This is a genomic window from Stenotrophomonas sp. EMP41, assembly GCF_047495535.1.
In the GTDB taxonomy this organism is placed as follows: Bacteria; Pseudomonadota; Gammaproteobacteria; order Xanthomonadales; family Xanthomonadaceae; genus Stenotrophomonas; species Stenotrophomonas sepilia.
The window spans coordinates 440,892-456,737 of sequence record NZ_CP179923.1 but is presented as its reverse complement, the minus strand read 5'-3'; the positions used below and the strand labels follow the sequence as shown (position 1 = coordinate 456,737).

Annotated in this window: 14 protein-coding genes and 1 tRNA gene; 7 read left to right on the top strand and 8 right to left on the bottom strand. The window is 68.2% G+C overall.

Going from position 1 to position 15,846, the window contains the following annotated elements:
- Window positions 1–124 precede the first annotated feature (124 nt).
- The 4 genes from ACMGRF_RS02030 to ACMGRF_RS02015 all read right to left on the bottom strand — a co-directional run bounded on the left by ACMGRF_RS02030 (window position 125) and on the right by ACMGRF_RS02015 (window position 3,420).
- Window positions 125–201: transfer RNA gene (locus tag ACMGRF_RS02030), tRNA-Gln, on the bottom strand.
- An 11-nt stretch (window positions 202–212) separates the two neighbouring features.
- Window positions 213–1,082, bottom strand: coding sequence for a 4-(cytidine 5'-diphospho)-2-C-methyl-D-erythritol kinase (ispE, locus tag ACMGRF_RS02025; protein ID WP_099485616.1), 870 nt, complete (start codon window positions 1,080–1,082; stop codon window positions 213–215).
- Window positions 1,079–1,738 carry a lipoprotein insertase outer membrane protein LolB gene (gene lolB / locus ACMGRF_RS02020; RefSeq protein ID WP_049416975.1) on the bottom strand — a complete coding sequence of 220 codons (660 nt, stop codon included), beginning with the start codon at window positions 1,736–1,738 and terminating at the stop codon, window positions 1,079–1,081. Before lolB ends, ispE begins: the two co-directional genes overlap by 4 nt.
- Window positions 1,735–3,420: a tetratricopeptide repeat protein gene (locus ACMGRF_RS02015; protein ID WP_176746374.1), complete on the bottom strand. Its 1,686-nt coding sequence runs from the start codon at window positions 3,418–3,420 to the stop codon at window positions 1,735–1,737. Before ACMGRF_RS02015 ends, lolB begins: the two co-directional genes overlap by 4 nt.
- Before the next feature lie 63 nt (window positions 3,421–3,483).
- On the opposite strand from ACMGRF_RS02015, the gene hemA reads away from it, so the two are divergent.
- From hemA to ppk2, 4 genes are read left to right on the top strand one after another with little or no spacing between them, the layout of a single operon-like run.
- Entirely contained in the window at window positions 3,484–4,767 is a 1,284-nt protein-coding gene (hemA, locus tag ACMGRF_RS02010) for a glutamyl-tRNA reductase (RefSeq protein WP_099494655.1), read from the top strand.
- Entirely contained in the window at window positions 4,745–5,827 is a 1,083-nt protein-coding gene (prfA, locus tag ACMGRF_RS02005) for a peptide chain release factor 1 (RefSeq protein ID WP_262222878.1), read from the top strand. Before hemA ends, prfA begins: the two co-directional genes overlap by 23 nt.
- Before the next feature lie 5 nt (window positions 5,828–5,832).
- Window positions 5,833–7,539 carry a tetratricopeptide repeat protein gene (locus ACMGRF_RS02000; protein ID WP_049416968.1) on the top strand — a complete coding sequence of 569 codons (1,707 nt, stop codon included), beginning with the start codon at window positions 5,833–5,835 and terminating at the stop codon, window positions 7,537–7,539.
- 46 nt (window positions 7,540–7,585) lie between these two features.
- A complete protein-coding gene (gene ppk2 / locus ACMGRF_RS01995) occupies window positions 7,586–8,368 on the top strand; it encodes a polyphosphate kinase 2 (RefSeq protein ID WP_049439764.1) in 783 nt (260 codons plus the stop codon).
- 608 nt (window positions 8,369–8,976) lie between these two features.
- On the opposite strand, the gene ACMGRF_RS01990 is transcribed toward ppk2, so the two are convergent.
- Window positions 8,977–9,552, bottom strand: a complete 576-nt coding sequence (locus ACMGRF_RS01990; RefSeq protein ID WP_049414929.1) for a TlpA family protein disulfide reductase — start codon at window positions 9,550–9,552, stop codon at window positions 8,977–8,979.
- On the bottom strand, window positions 9,549–10,823 hold the full coding sequence (locus ACMGRF_RS01985) for a YihY family inner membrane protein (RefSeq protein WP_049414931.1): 1,275 nt from the start codon (window positions 10,821–10,823) through the stop codon (window positions 9,549–9,551). The genes ACMGRF_RS01990 and ACMGRF_RS01985 overlap by 4 nt, the downstream gene beginning before the upstream one ends.
- Before the next feature lie 77 nt (window positions 10,824–10,900).
- Between ACMGRF_RS01985 and wrbA the strand changes: the two genes are divergently transcribed.
- From wrbA to ACMGRF_RS01970, 3 genes are all read left to right on the top strand, one after another.
- Entirely contained in the window at window positions 10,901–11,494 is a 594-nt protein-coding gene (gene wrbA / locus ACMGRF_RS01980; RefSeq protein ID WP_049438254.1) for an NAD(P)H:quinone oxidoreductase, read from the top strand.
- Window positions 11,491–11,826, top strand: a complete 336-nt coding sequence (locus ACMGRF_RS01975; protein WP_049414938.1) for a DUF2069 domain-containing protein — start codon at window positions 11,491–11,493, stop codon at window positions 11,824–11,826. Before wrbA ends, ACMGRF_RS01975 begins: the two co-directional genes overlap by 4 nt.
- Before the next feature lie 79 nt (window positions 11,827–11,905).
- The gene (locus ACMGRF_RS01970; protein ID WP_010481766.1) at window positions 11,906–12,391 is read left to right on the top strand and encodes an asparaginase domain-containing protein; all 486 of its coding nucleotides are present in this window, start codon (window positions 11,906–11,908) and stop codon (window positions 12,389–12,391) included.
- Window positions 12,392–12,577: 186 nt separating this feature from the next.
- On the opposite strand, the gene ACMGRF_RS01965 is transcribed toward ACMGRF_RS01970, so the two are convergent.
- Entirely contained in the window at window positions 12,578–14,320 is a 1,743-nt protein-coding gene (locus tag ACMGRF_RS01965) for a S8 family peptidase (protein ID WP_049414943.1), read from the bottom strand.
- 408 nt (window positions 14,321–14,728) lie between these two features.
- Entirely contained in the window at window positions 14,729–15,823 is a 1,095-nt protein-coding gene (locus ACMGRF_RS01960; protein ID WP_049414944.1) for a branched-chain amino acid aminotransferase, read from the bottom strand.
- Between the last annotated feature and the right edge of the window lie 23 nt (window positions 15,824–15,846).

Genomic DNA, 15,846 nt, shown 5'->3' with positions numbered 1-15,846 from the left:
GGGGACGAGTGGCGGGGATCCGGGGGCGGCAAGGACCCGGATGGACCCTTGCTGCTGACAACACCGCGGTTGTTTCCACGCCCCGCGCGGGCGATGCGCTGGAAGGCGCGGACACAGCCGCTATTGGCAGGGGCGGTAGGATTCGAACCTACGAATGCCAGGATCAAAACCTGGTGCCTTGGGCCTCTTGGCGACGCCCCTGCATTGATAAATCAGTGTTGCTCGAGTGCATCCAGCAGTGGCGAACGCGCAACGCCCGCTGCCACCCTTGCCCGCAACTCCTTCGGCAATTTCGACCGTCCCTGCTCTGCAGCAGACTGCGACGCGAATTCGACGAAACAACCACTTCCCGAACCGGTCAGCCGCGCCGGGCCGATGTCGCTCAACGCGGCAAGCGCTGCCTCGACGGCAGGCTCACGGCGGCGCAGCACCGGTTCGAACGCGTTCCCGACCAGGGTCCCGGAAGCGAAGTCCTCTATTTTCGCCACTGGGCTGTCGCGCGTCAAATCCGGGTCTGCAAACAGGGCCGGCGTGGGAACATGAACGCCCGGTTCGACCACCACATACCAGGCCGGCGCCAGCGTGATCGGCTGCAGGCGCTCGCCCACCCCTTCGGCCCAGGCGTTGCGGCCGCGTACGAACACCGGCACGTCGGCGCCCAGGCGCAGGCCCAGCGCGGCCAGCGCCTCTTCGTCCAGCCCGGCCTGCCAGAGCCGGTTCAGCACCACCAGGACCGTGGCTGCATCGGACGAGCCGCCACCGAAGCCGCCGCCGGCGGAAACATGCTTTTCAACGATGATGTCCGCACCTTGCGCGACATTAGTCGACTCTCTCAGCAGCTTCGCGGCACGCACCGCCAGGTCATCGGCCTCGGCCACGCCCGCCAGGCCCTCGCCGTGCCGGCGCACCTGGCCGTCTTCACGCAGGCGCAGGCCGATGCGGTCGCCCCAGTCCAGCAGGCGGAACACGGTCTGCAGCTCGTGATAGCCGTCGGCGCGGCGGCCGGTGATGTGCAGGAACAGGTTCAGCTTGGCCGGGGCCGGCCACCAGGACCAGCCCGCGTCATCGCGCCCGACACTCATGGGGCGCCCTGCCCCCACTGATCCACCAGCAGGCGCACCTTGGCGTCACCATTGCTGGCTTCGATCCGGCGCGGCAGCGCCGGACGCCCGGCCTCGGCCGGGTACCAGTCCAGGTACTGCACCTGCCAGCCCATCTGCTGCATGCGGCGCGGCCGGCCGTCAGCGTCGCGTTCGACCGTCTCGGGGCCGGCGGCGTCGCCGGCGACCAGCCCGCGGATCCACTCCGGCAACTGGTTGACCGGAATGTCCCAGCCGGTCGCCTCCAGCAACAGCTGCTGGGCGTCCTCGCCGTCGCGCGGGCCGCCTGCCAGTCCTTCCAGACGGCCAGCTTCGGAATGGGTATCGCCGGTCAGCTTCCAGCTCTGCCGGGTCACCGGCGCGCTCAACTCCACCACGTAGCGGCGGCCTTCCTGCTTCCAGTCGATGCGACCGCTGCCGCCGTCCTTGCCCTTGCTGACCGCGACCCGGCCCTGGAAGGCCCAGTCCGGCTGTGCATGCAGGGCGGCCACGCGCGCGGCTTCGGCCTGCGCCGCTTCGGCCGAGACCGTCTCGACCACCGCCGGTGGCGGGGTCTTCTGCGTGCCCACGCTGGTACAGGCGGTCACCGCCAGGGTCGCAGCCGCCAACAGCAGCGGCCGGATCAGGGAAACACTCATGGATTGAATTTCTCGCGGGCGCGCAGCAGCGCGCGGTTTTCAGGGTCGAGCTTGGCCGCTTCGTCGAAGAAGTGGCGGGCCTCGTCATGCTTGCCCAGCACCCACAGCACTTCGCCGACATGGGCGGCGATCTCCGGGTCCTTGGCCAGGGTCCAGGCCCGGCGCAGCTGCACCAGCGCTTCGTCCTTGCGGCCCAGGCGATACAGCACCCAGCCATAGCTGTCGACGATGGCGGCGTTGTCCGGCTCGGCGACGCGGGCGCGGTCGATCAGCTCCAGCGCCTCCTGCAGGCGCCCGGTACGGTCAGCCAGGGTATAGCCCAGCGCGTTCAGCGCCGGCACGTTTTCCGGGTCGGTCACCAGGATCTTGCGCAGGTCGGCCTCGGCGCGCGGAATATCGTCACGACGCTCCCAGGTGAGCGCGCGGGCGTACAGCAGGCCATTGTCATCCGGGTAGGCGGCCAGGCCGCGGGCCAGCGCATCCAGTTCGCCAGCACTGTCATCGCCGCGCTGGCGCAGCTCGGCCTCCAGCAGATACGCGTCACGGCGCACATCATCATCGACCACCGCGTCGGACTGGATCGCGTGCACCTCATCCAATGCCTGCGGCAGCCGTCCGGCCAGGGCCTGGGCGTTGGCCGCACGCAGGCGCGCCTCGCTCAGCTCATCACCGCCGGGCACACTGTGGTACCACTGCACCGCCTCGGGATAGCGCTTCAGGTATTCGGCGATCTTGCCCAGCAACAGGCGCTGCGCGGGGTCCGGCTTGGCCGCCTGCCGCGACAGTTCGTTGTAGAGGTTGGACAGCGCCGCCTTGTCGCCCTGCTTGGCCAACAGTGAAGCGCGCATGCCCCAGGTCTGCACATCCTGCGGGCCGAATGCCAGTACGCGCTCGGCCGCAGCCGGTTGCCCCAGGCTGTCGTAGGCGATGGCCACCGCATTGCGCAGCTCGGGGTCCTGCCGGGTCTTCGGCTCGACGTCGTGCAGCAGCGACAAGGCCTTGTCGGTCTCGCCCGCCTGCTGCAGCTGGCTGGCACGCAGCAAGGCAACGCGCGGTTCTTCGGGGAAGCGTCTGACCACCTCATCGATCATGCGCCGCGCCAGGTCGGGCTTGTCCATGCGCAGGGCGAGGCGGCCGAACTCCTGCCAGGCCTCGATCTTCGGTGGAATGGCATTGGCATCGACCAGCTCGCCGAGCACCTGCGCAGGCACCGCGGGGTCGCGGCCACCGCCGATCAGCGCGGCCAGGGCGAACTTCCAGCCGCGCTCGTCGGGGTCGGCCAGCAGCGCCTGCAGTTCAGTGCGGGCGGCCTTCACATCGCCCTGGCGCATGGCCAGCGCACCGGCGGCGCTGCGCATGGTCAACGAACGTGGGGCGCGCTGCTGCCACAGGGCCAGGCCCTTGGCGGCGCTGGCGTCATCGTTGGCAAGCATGGAGATACGGGTCGCGCGCTCGGCCAGGCCGGCATCGCCGTCGGTCTGCTGCGCCGCCTGCAGGTACCAGCGCGCGGCCTCCGCCAGCTTGCCGGCCTGCAGGGCGAACTCACCGGCCATCACCGGCTCCAGCGCCAGTTCCTCGGTGGCCGCGGCCCGCACGGGGGCCCTGGCCGGCACCGCCGCCAGAGCCTGGGCGCAGGCCAGGGACAGCAGCAGAACACTGGGGATGCGAATCAATGCGGGCATCGTCGGCATCGGGGCCTTAAAATGTCGTCCAATGGCCAGCAGCTTATCGCAAGCAACTGAACAATGACCCTGTGGGTGCTCGGACTGAATCACCAGACCGCACCGGTGGAGCTGCGCGAGCGCGCGGCCTTCGCCGGTGAGGCGTTGCCGCGTGCGCTGGGCTCGCTGCGCGATACCCCGCAGATCGCCGAGGCGGTCCTGCTGTCCACCTGCAACCGCACCGAGCTGTACGCCGTGGCCGACTCGGCACAGGCGCTGGACCAGTGGCTGCGCAGCCAGGCCGGCGACCTGCAGGGCTATCTGTACCAGCATGCCGATGCCGAGGCTGTGCGCCACCTGTTCCGGGTCGCCACCGGGCTGGACTCGATGGTGCTGGGCGAACCGCAGATCCTCGGCCAGGTGAAGGACGCCTGGTCGACCGCGCGCGACCATGGACTGCTCGGACAGCGTCTGGACCGCCTGTTCCAGCAGACCTTCTCGGTGGCCAAGCGTGCGCGCACCGATACCCAGATCGGCACCAACCCGGTGTCGGTGGCCTCGGCGGCCGTGCGCCTGGCGCAGAACGCGTTCGCCCGGCTGGACGACTCCACCGTGCTGCTGGTCGGTGCCGGCGAGACCATCGAGCTGGCTGCACGGCACCTGAGCGAAGGCAAGGTGCGGCGGCTGCTGATCGCCAACCGCACCCTCGCCCACGCGCAGGAACTGGCCAGCCGCCATGGCGGCGTGGCCCTGCCGCTGACCGAACTGGACCGCCACCTGGGCGAGGCCGACGTGGTGTTCTCGGCCACCGCCGCGCGCGAGCCGGTGATCCATCGCGAGATGGTCGCCAAGGCCCTGCGTGCACGCCGGCACAAGCCGATGCTGCTGTTCGACCTGGCCGTTCCGCGCGACATCGAAGCCGAGGTCGGCACGCTCAATGATGCCTTCCTCTACACCGTCGATGACCTGGAACGCGCGGTGGAAGACAACCGCCGTGGCCGCCGCGAGGCCGCCGCCGAAGCCGAGGCGATCATCGACCTGCAGGTATCGCGTTACGTCGAGACCCAGCAGGCCAGTGCCCATCAGGCGCCTTTGCGGCAGCTGCGTGCGTTCGGCGAGGCCACCCGCGCCGAGTTGCTGGAGCGCGCACGCCAGCAGCTGGCCAACGGCAAGCCCGCCGACGAAGTGCTGGAGCTGCTGGCCCACGGCCTGACCAATCGCCTGCTGCATCCGCCGACCGCCGCACTGCGCGCCGCCGCGCTGAGTGGCGATGCCGACCTGACCCGCGCCGCCGAGCGCCTGTTCCCGGCCACGCCGGGCTACCACCACCCACCCGTGAGACCCGATGACGCCGACCCTGCGCCGTAAGCTGGAAGCGCTGGCCGAGCGCCGCGAAGAACTGGAACGCCTGCTCGCCGAACCCGATGTGGTCGCCGACAACACCCGTTTCCGCGACCTTTCGCGCGAATTCGCCCAACTGGAGCCGGTCGCTGCCGCGCTCGCCGATGAAGCCCGTGCCAAGGCAGACCTGGCCGCCGCCGAAGGCATGCGTGCCGACCCCGATCTGCGCGAGCTGGCCGACGAGGAAATCGCCGCCGCCCAGGCGCGCCTGCAGGAGCTGGAACAGGAACTGGCCCTGTTGCTGGTGCCGCGCGATCCGCGCGACGAAGGCAACCTGTTCCTTGAAGTACGCGCCGGCACCGGCGGCGACGAAGCCGCGATCTTCGCCGGCGACCTGTTCCGCATGTACGCCCGCTATGCCGAGCGCCAGGGCTGGAAGGTCGAGATCGAATCGGACAACCCCGGCGAGCATGGCGGCTACAAGGAAGTGGTGGCGCGTGTGGTCGGCCGTGGTGCGTTCTCGCGCCTGAAGTTCGAATCGGGCACGCACCGCGTGCAGCGCGTGCCGGCCACCGAATCTCAGGGCCGCATCCATACCTCGGCCGCGACCGTGGCGATCATTCCCGAGGCCGACGAAGTCGATGACATCGTCATCAATCCGGCCGACCTGAAGGTGGATACGTTCCGCTCGTCCGGCGCCGGCGGCCAGCACGTCAACAAGACCGAGTCCGCGATCCGCATCACCCACGTGCCGACCGGCGTGGTGGTGGAGTGCCAGACCGAGCGCAGCCAGCACGCCAACCGCGAAAAGGCGATGAAGCGCCTGAAGGCGCAGCTGCTCGATGCCGAGCGCCAGCGCCAGGACGCGGCACAGGCCGAATCGCGGCGCCTGCAGGTCGGCAGCGGCGACCGCAGCCAGCGCATCCGCACCTACAACTTCCCGCAGGGCCGGATCACCGACCACCGCGTGGAAGGCCTGACGTTGTACGACCTGCCCAACATCCTGGCCGGTGACCTCGACCCGCTGCTGCAGCGGCTCAGCCACGAACACCAGGTCGACGCCCTGGCCCAGCTGTCGGCGGGCTGAGCACGATGACGGCCTGGCAGCAGCGGCAGCACCTGCAGCAGGCGATCGCACGCCAGCCCGGCGACTTCGTCGCCTGGGTGATGCTGGCCGACCTGGAACTGGAAGCCGGCGACATCGCTGCCGGCGAGCAGGCCGCACGACGCGCCCTGCAGCTGCGCCCCAACCACCCCGAAGCGCTGGCGCGGCTGGGCCGCGTGGCGTGGATGGCCGGCGCGCACGCCGACGCGGCGAAGCTGCTCGGCCAGGCCTCGGCATTGGCCCCGCAGCACCCGGGCATCGCGCTGTGGCTGGGCCATGCGCTGGAAGATGCCGATGATGCCGAAGGCGCGGCAGCGGCCTATCGCCGCGCGCACGCGCTGATGCCGGGCGAACCCTACATCGCCGCGCAGCGCCTGGCCTGGCAGCGCCGCCTGTGCGACTGGCAGGACGTGGACACGTTGGCTGCGCAGGTGCGCAACGCGCTCGCCGCCGGCCAGGGTGCGGTGGAGCCCTTCGCCTTCCTCAGCGAAGACGCCAGCGCTGCCGAGCAGTTGGCCTGTGCGCGCGCACGCGCCGCGGTCGTTGCGTCGGCGGTGCGCCCCCTTCCTGCAGTGAAGGTTCGCGAGCACGGCGCGTTGCGCGTCGGCTTCCTCTCCAATGGCTTCGGCGCCCATCCCACCGGGCTGCTGACCGCGGCCCTGCTCGAACACCTGCGTCATGACCGGGCGTTGCAGCTGCACCTGTTCGCGCTGAACCACGCCGATGGCAGCCGCATCCGCGAACGCCTGCAGGCCGCCACCCGGCTGCATGAGGTGGCCGCACTGCGGCATGCCGATATCGCGGCCCGCATACGTGCACAGGGCATCGACCTGCTGTTCGACCTGCGCGGCTGGGGGGGCGGCGGCACGCCCGAAGTGCTGGCCATGCGCCCGGCCCCGTTGCAGCTGAACTGGCTGGCCTACCCCGGCACATCAGGTGCGCGCTGGCTGGATGCCGTGGTCGCCGACGAATTCGTGCTGCCGGCATCGCTGGAACCTCACTTCAGCGAACGCGTCCTGCGCCTGCCACGTGCCTTCCAGCCCTCGGACAACACCCGCGTACTGGAGCCGGCACCGTCCCGCGCGGAGTGCAGCCTGCCCGAACGCGGCGTGGTGTTCTGCTGCTTCAACAACAGCTACAAGCTCAACCCGCGCAGCATGGGCCGCGCCTTCGCGGTGCTGCAGGCCGTGCCCGGCAGCGTGCTGTGGCTGCTGTCCGGGCCCGGCAAGGCCGATGCGCGCCTGCGTGCGGCCGCGCAGTCCGCAGGCCTGGATCCAACGCGGCTGGTGTTCATGGCCAAACTGCCGCATCCGCAGTATCTGGCCCGCTATCAGCTGGCCGACCTGTTCCTGGACACGCATCCGTACAACGCGCATACCACCGCGTCCGACGCGCTTTGGGCCGGCTGCCCGGTATTGACCTGCCCGGGCGATACCTTCGCCGCGCGCGTGGCCGGCAGCCTCAACCATCATCTGGGTCTCTCGCGGATGAACGTTGCCGACGATGCGGCGTTCATCGCCACCGCCAGCGCGCTGGGCAACGACCCGGTGGCGCTGGCAGCGTTGCGTGCCGAACTGGCACAGGCACGCGAAGACAGCGGTGTGTTCGACATGGCCGGTTTCGCCCATGACCTTTCCGCCCTGCTGCAGACGCTGGCGGGCGAGCAGGGCTGGCAGGGCGTCGACACCCCCTGAGCAACCCCTGCGTTACGCTCCGGCTTCCTCCCCGCGTGGTGTGACGATGGCCAAGCTCAAGCGCAAGGACTACGACGAACTGCTGCTGCCGCTGCAGCTGGAACTGACCGCAATGGCGCGCTGGGTGCAGTACAGCGGGCAACGCCTGCTGGTGCTGTTCGAAGGCCGCGATACAGCTGGCAAGGGCGGCGCGATCCAGGCCATCAGCCAGCATCTCAACCCGCGCCAATGCCGGGTGGTGGCGCTGCCCAAGCCAACCGACCGTGAAGCCACGCAGTGGTACTTCCAGCGTTACGCCGCGCATCTTCCCGCCGCCGGCGAGATCGTGCTGATGGACCGCAGCTGGTACAACCGTGCCGGTGTTGAACGGGTGATGGGTTATTGCAGCGAAACCGAATACCAGCAGTTCCTGCGCCAGGCACCGGTGTTCGAACAGCTGCTGGTGGACGACGGCATCCTGCTGTTCAAGTACTGGTTGTGCGTGGACCAGGAGCAGCAGGAAAAGCGCTTCGCCGAACGCCATCTCGATCCGCTGAAGGGCTGGAAGCTTTCTCCGGTGGACCTGAAATCACGCAGCAAGTACAGCGCGTACACCGAGGCCCGCGAGGCGATGCTGCGTGCGACGCATCGCGAGGCGGCGCCGTGGACACTGGTGGACTTCAACGACCAGCGGCTGGGCCGGCTGACCCTGGTGCGCAACCTGCTGGACCGGTTGCCGGACACACGGGTGGATGCGCCGTTGCCGGAGCTGCCGAAGCTGAAGGGCAAGCTGCATCGCGAGCACTACGATGTGCTGAAGCCGATCGAGGACTTCCCGGTCGAGGGATAGGGTTGGTCGGCAGGGCCTGCGGCCCTGCACCTGCCGAAGCCAGAGCAACGGCAACAGCCGGCTCTGGGAGTTTTGCTTGTTGGCTGAGGTGGTGTGGGTTGGCAGGACACGCCGTAAACCCATCCATGGGGGCTCGATGGCGCCATCCATGGCGCCAACGGTCCTGCCAACCCACACCACCCCATCCCCGAGGAATTTCCGGTGACGGAAGTAGATCCACGCCATGCGTGGATGAATCTCCATTGAAATCGAATATTTCGACAATTGAACGAAGAGCATCCACGCATGGCGTGGATCTACGTGTCGACCAGGGTCGACACCCACCAACAGCAGCGTGGTCGACACCCACCAAGAGCAGGCCATGCATTCCGACAGATCGCGGCGAACTGTCGAAGGCGGGGTGGGTCCGGTTGCGGGGGCGTGAGCCGCATGGATGCGGCGACCGAGCCTACAGGGACGTATTTACGGCGTCCCCCGCAACCGGACCCACCCCGCCTCCCCACAGGAAACCCGCTTGGGCTGTTGCTGTTGCTGTTGCTTTTGCTGGGGTTGCCGGCCAGCGGCCGGCACTACCGCAGGTGCAGGGCGCAGCCCTGCCGATACCCAACCTACTTGGCGGCCGCGATCTGCTTTTCGATGTCGGCGGCGGTCACCGGGCCGAGGAAGGTATGCGCCAGCTTGCCCTGCGGGTCCAGCAGATGCGTCAGCGGCAGGCCACGCGGCGTGGCGAAGTCGGCCGGCGGATCGAACGGGTCCACGATCACGATCGGATAGGTCACCGGATGCTTGGTCAGGAACGACTGCATCTCCGGCACTTCGATGTCCTCGTAGGCCAAGCCGACCACCTCGATGTTGCTGCGCATCGCATGCAGGGCCGACAGCTCGGGCATCTCCTTGCGGCACGGCGCGCACCAGGTGGCCCAGAAGTTCACCACCACCCACTTGCCGCGATGCGCGGCCAGGTCGTAGTCGCTGCCATCCACCGCCTTCATCTTCAGTGTCGGGAACTCGGCGGTGGTGCGCTCGACCGGGGTTTCCTCGACCGGTGCCGGCGTGCTCGGCGTCGGCGCCTGCGCCGGTGGCTGGCTGCTGGCCGGTGCCGGCTCCTGGGCCGGTTTGCAGGCCGCCAGGGCCAGCAGCAGGGTCAACGGGAGCAGCAGCGGCAACGACGTCTTGCGGGTCATGGGGTGTCTCCAGAGTCGATATAGATATCACTGACCTTGCGCTTCAGGCGTTCGCGCAGGGGCAGTCGCAGGTCATCCAGCGCCGCCAAGGCGGCACGGCCCAGGCTGTCGTCGCGGTACGGCAGGTGCTGCTCGGCTACCGGGATGCGCAGCTGGGTGCATTCGTAAAGATCGGCCAGGCTGACCTGGTCCAGGTCGCGCGACAGCAGCCACTCGCCGCGCTCATCGCGGCGCAGCAGGTCGATCTCCTGCAGGTTGCAGATCAGGTCCTGCAGCAGTGAATCGGTCAGCATCGGCTCCAGCCGCAGGATCTCGTCATCGGCCAGGCCCTTGCCCTTGGCCCGTGCATGCTGGAAGCGGCCAAGCAGGCGCAGCAGTCCATAGAACTCATACCCCTGCGGCAGGCGCAGTTCCACCGGCTGGTAGCGGAAGGCGGCCATCGAGGAGGCCAGCGACGCACCCAGCAGCACCGCCACCCAGCACAGGTAGATCCACAGCAGCAGGATCGGCACGAAGGCGACCGTGCCATACAGCTTCTGGTAGGACTGGAAGCTGCCCAGATAGGCGCCGATGCCCCACTTCACCAGCTCCAGGATCACCGCCGCCAGGATCGCGCCGGGTATCGCGTGCCGCCATTTCACGGTGTGGTGCGGCACCACCCGGAACATCAGCGTGATGCAGACGAACTCGATCAGGATCGGCGCCAGCCGCAGGGCCAGTTCGGCCAGCCAACGGCCCTCCTGGGTACCGAACAATGGCAACGCGAACACCCGCGCCGACACCGCCAGCGACGCAGCGGCGAGCATCGCGCCCAGGGTCAGCACGGTCCAGTAGACCAGGAAGCGGGTCAGCTTGGGCCGGGTCGAGCCGACCCGCCAGATCTGGTTGAAGGTCTCTTCCACGCTGTTGAGCGTGATCAGCAGCGATACCACCAGCGCGATGAAGCCGGCGGCGGTGAGCTGGCCAGCACTGGCCGAGAACTGCCGCAGGTAGCCCTCGGCCGCGCGCGCGGCGTTGGGCACGAAGTTGGAGAAGACGTAGTCGCTGAGCTGATCGCTCCAGCGGTCGAAAACGGGAAAGGCCGAGAGCACGCCGAATACCACGATGGCCAGCGGCACCAGCGCGAACACCGTGGTGTACGCCAGCGCCGCCGCTGCCTGGAACAGGCGGTCGTCGAGGAAGCGATGCCACAGGAAGCGACCGAAACTGATGGCCCGTGCGCGATCCCGCGCGCGCTCCATCCACAGGTTGAGCGTATCCAAAGGTTCCATCGGTGGAAGGGTACCCGATGCGGAATGCTCGCAGGATAGCCATACTGGTGGCCACACGACGAGGAGAAGCGGGCACGATGGGCGAGATTCTGGTGCTGTATTACAGCCGGGGCGGTTCAGTGGCACGGCTGGCGCGCCAGATCGCGCGGGGCATCGGCGAAGTGCCGGGCATGACCGCGCGCCTGCGCACGGTGCCGCCGGTGGCCGCAGTGACCCAGACCGCGCAGCCGCCGGTGCCCGACGATGGCGCCCCCTATGTAAGCGTGCAGGACCTGGTCGAATGCCAGGGCCTGCTGCTCGGCAGCCCGACCCGCTTCGGCAACATGGCCGCGCCGGTCAAGCATTTCCTGGATGGGCTGGGCGCCGAATGGGTCAATGGCACCCTGTCCGGCAAGCCGGCCGGCGTGTTCACCTCCACCGCATCCATGCATGGCGGGCAGGAATCGACCCTGCTGTCGATGCAGGTGCCGCTGCTGCACCATGGCTGCGTGATCGTCGGCATCCCGTTCACCGAACCGGCGCTGAGCCATACCACCAGTGGCGGCACACCCTATGGCGCCAGCCACGTCGCCGGTGCCGCCGACGACCCGCAGCCGACCGACGACGAAGCCGTGCTGGCGCGCGCCTTGGGGCGCCGGGTGGCCGGCATCGCGCAGCGGCTGGCCCGATGACCGCCACACCGCGCACGGTCCTGCTGCTGGCCCTGACGGGGCTGGCCGCGCTGTTCGCCGGCTGGTTCATCAATGACAAGCACTGGCTGGCGACCCAGCTGGTGTTCACCGCGCCGCCGCTGGCGCTGGCCATCGCCGTGCACCTGGGCTGGCGCAAGGCCGGATTCTGGGCCTCGGTCCTGGCGCTGGGCTGGTTCAGCCACGGCGTGATGAGCGCCTGGAGCCATCCGGAAACGCGCTGGCTGGCGCTGATCGAGATCGCGCTGGCCCTGCTGGTGATCTTCAGCGCCAGCCTGCCCGGCCTGCGCGCCCGCTTCGGCAAGCAACGCTGACGCTGCGCCCGCTGGGCCGTATCATCTGCATTCCTGGCCCCGCGCCGCAGTACCTGTCCTGGTTTCGCGCATGCACATGATGGAAGAGCTCCTGGTCGTCACCACCGGTGGCACGATCGACAAGATCTACTTCGACGACAAGTCGGACTACCAGATCGGCGATCCGCAGATCGGCATGATCCTGCGCGAGCTGGGCGTGACGTTCCGCTTCAACGTGATTCCGATCCTGCGCAAGGATTCGCTGCACATCAACGATGAGGACCGCGAGCTGATCCGCGCCACCATCGCCGCGCAGCCGACCCGGCACGTGCTGGTGACCCACGGCACCGACTCGATGGTGCAGACCGGCAAGGTGCTGGCGACGATCCCGGACAAGACCATCGTGATGACCGGTGCACTGAGCCCGGCACGCTTCCGCGGCTCGGATGCGGAGTTCAACATCGGCTGTGCGATCGGTGCGGTGCAGTCGCTGCCGAGCGGCGTGTACATCGCGATGAACGGGCGGATCTTCGATCCGCAGCACGTGCGCAAGAACGTGGCTGCGAACCGCTTCGAGTCGGTCTGAGGAACCGCGGTCGACCAAGGTCGGCACCTGCCAGAGCGCTGCCCTTGTAGTGCCGAGCCATGCTCGGCAACCGCATGCCAGCGCGGCAGAACGGTCCGCAGCCGGAGCAGCCGAGCATGGGCTTGGCTACAGAAGCAAGAACGCCCCGGCCGGAGCCAGGGCGTGCCCATGGAGAGGGTCTTGGGCTCAGTACTGGGCGTTGAGGGTCAGGCCCGAGAAGGTGCTGTACGCCTTCACCCGCACATACCACGTGCCGGCGGCAGGGCTGTTGATCGTGCAGGTCTCGCTGTTGCCGCTCAGGTACGGACGGCAGGTGTAGCTGGTATCGGTCGGGGCACTGCCCTGGCGCACGTACAGGTCGGCATCGCCGCTGCCGCCACTGATCGTCACGCGCAGCTGGCTGCTACCGGCCGGAACGGCGACGGTGTAGTTCAGCTCGGCACCGGTTGCAGCGCCCAGGCCGGTCACCGGCACGTTGTTCTGCAGCACGTTGCCACCCGGGTTCGGGTTGCCACCGCCGTTGATCGCCGCAGCCACGGCCGCGTTGGCGTCGACGATGCCGGCGCCGCAGCCACCCGAGCAGGCGCCCGGCAGCGGGCGTGCAGTGCTCTTGATGATGCTCTCGACCTGCGCCGGGCTCAGCGGGCTTGGCGCGACCGACTGCATCAGCGCAACCACGCCGGCCACGTGCGGCGCCGCCATCGAGGTGCCGTTGTACGACGCGTAGCTGGCGCTGCCCGGCGTGGTGGTGCCGGTGTTGAGCGTGGACAGGATGCTCTGGCCCGGTGCCGAGATGTCGATGCCGGTGCCGTAGTTGGAGAAGCTGGCACGCGCACCGGCCGAGGTTGTGGCCGCCACGGCAATCACGTTCGGGCAGTTGGCCGGCACCGACGAGGACACGTTGGTGTTGCTGTTGCCGGCGGCGACCACCACGGTGGTGCCACGGCTGACCGCGCCGTTGATGGCGTTCTGGTAGGTGGTGGAGCAGCTGCCGCCACCACCCAGCGACATGTTGATGACTTCGGCCGGATTGGCGTTGGCCGGCACGCCACTGACGGTGCCGCCAGAGGCCCACACGATCGCGTCGGCGATGTCGGAGGTGTAACCGCCGCACTTGCCCAGCACGCGCACCGGGACGACCTTGGCATTGAACGCAGTACCGGCCACGCCGGTGCTGTTGTTGGTCACCGCCGCCACGGTGCCGGCGACGTGGGTACCGTGCCAGCTGGAGTTGGAGGCCGGGATGCCCGAGCCGCACTCGTTGGCGCCGTACCAGTCGCCCTCGTCATTCGGGTTGTTGTCGCGGCCGCCGCCATCGCGCGCCATCGCGGCATCGCTGATGAAGTCATAGCCAGGCAGGATGTTGGCGTTGAGATCGGGATGGTTGGTGATGCCGGTATCGATCACGGCCACCACCACGCCGGTGCCGGTGGCCTTGTCCCAGGCCGGCCGCACGTTGATCGACGCGTTGGAGGTACCGAAGCCCCACTGTTCGCTGAAGCGGGTGTCATTCGGGGTCAGCGTCGCACGCATGATCTGGTCGACTTCGACGTATTCCACGTTCGGGTCGGCGGCGAGCTTGCGCATCAGCAGCTCGGATTCGGCCTGGTCAAGCGGCCGATCGGTCCTGACCAGGGTCGGGCCAACGGCCAGCTTGCGGACCTCCTGCAGGCCCAGCGCGCGGCCCTGGCTGCTGGCCAGGCCGGCGGCGGCACTCTTCAGCGAAGAGGCCAGTGCGGTGGTGTTGGCCACCGGCGCACTACCGTCGCGGTACTTCACGATGAAGCGCTGGTGCGTCGGCGCGGACTGCAGGCCGCTGAGCTGGACGTCACCGGCCAGCGCAGGCGTGGCCAGCAGCAGCGATGACAGAACGGACGCACCAAGGACCACCCACACTCGACGCACACGCGGTTGCGTTACCTGGGACATCGTATTTCCCTTTCTTGTGGTGTGAATGCCGGAATCGGCAGAAGCACCGGCCCGAACCCTGGGCTGGCTTGCGTTGGCGAGGTTCGAAGTCCGGTGAGTCAGCGGATCCCCCTAACGATCCGCCGTGCATATGACGCTAATGGCCAGAACCGGACACCACAAGATTTTCAGCGTCTTTTCAGCAAGATGAAATGTTCGTTCTGAGACTTTTCGGGTCGAGGGTTTGTGAAGGTGAAGGAACTTTCTCGTGTCCTGCACAGACCTGACTGGGGCGTCACGTGTCCTGGAATGACTTTGCCGACATCGGCGTTCGGCCCCGGCCCACAACGCAGAAAACCCGTCACGGGGACGGGCTTTCCGGAAGAGCAGCCGAGCGTCGGCTCGGCTCTACAGTTCAGCGTTGGGCGATCAGCCCAGCTTGACCAGCCAGTTGTGGCGGTCCGGCAGGCGGCCGTACTGGATATCGGTCAGCTCCTTGCGCAGCGACATGGTCACTTCGCCGGCCGGCGCGTTGATGTCGCCCACCGAGAAGCCGTCGCCCTTCAGCTGGCCGATCGGGGTGACCACCGCGGCGGTGCCACAGGCAAACACTTCGCTGATCGCGCCGGAGGCGACGCCGTCCTTCCACTCGTCGATGCTGACCTTGCGCTCTTCGACCTTCATGCCACGGTCGCGGGCCAGCTGCAGGATGCTCTCGCGGGTGATGCCCTCGAGGATGCTGCCTGACAGTTCCGGGGTGACCAGCGTGCCGTCCTTGTAGACCAGGAACACGTTCATGCCGCCCAGTTCTTCCAGGTACTTGCCTTCGACCGGGTCGAGGAACAGCACCTGCGAGCAGCCCTGCGCCTGCGCCTTCTGCTGCGGGAGCAGCGAGGCGGCGTAGTTGCCACCGCACTTGGCGGCACCGGTGCCGCCCTTGGCCGCACGCGCGTACTCGGTGGACAGCCAGATCGACACCGGGGCAACGCCCTTGGCGAAGTACGGGCCGGCAGGGCTGGCGATGACGTAGTAGCCGGCCTTGTGCGCGCCGCGCACGCCGAGGAAGGCCTCGTCGCCGATCATGAACGGGCGGAAATACAGGCTCGACTCATCGGCCGAAGGCACCCAGTCACTGTCGACGGCGATCAGCTGCTTCAGCGATTCGACGAAGATCTCCACCGGCAGTTCCGGCAACGCCAGGCGCTGCGCCGAACGCTGCAGGCGACGGCCGTTGGCATCCGGGCGGAAGGTCCAGATCGAACCGTCGGCGTGGCGGTAGGCCTTGATGCCTTCGAAGATTTCCTGGCCGTAATGCAGCACGGCGGCGGCCGGGTCCAGCTGCAGCGGGCCGTAGGCGCGCACGTTGGCATTGTGCCAGCCGGCATCCTTGTCCCAGCGCACTTCCACCATGTGATCGGTGAAGTGCAGGCCGAAGCCCGGCTTCTCCAGGATCTTGGCGCGCTCTTCAGCGCTGCGCGGGTGGTCCGAACGGGTGACGGCGAAGCTGGGGATGGACTGGGACACCGGAGGATTCCTGTTCTGGTTGC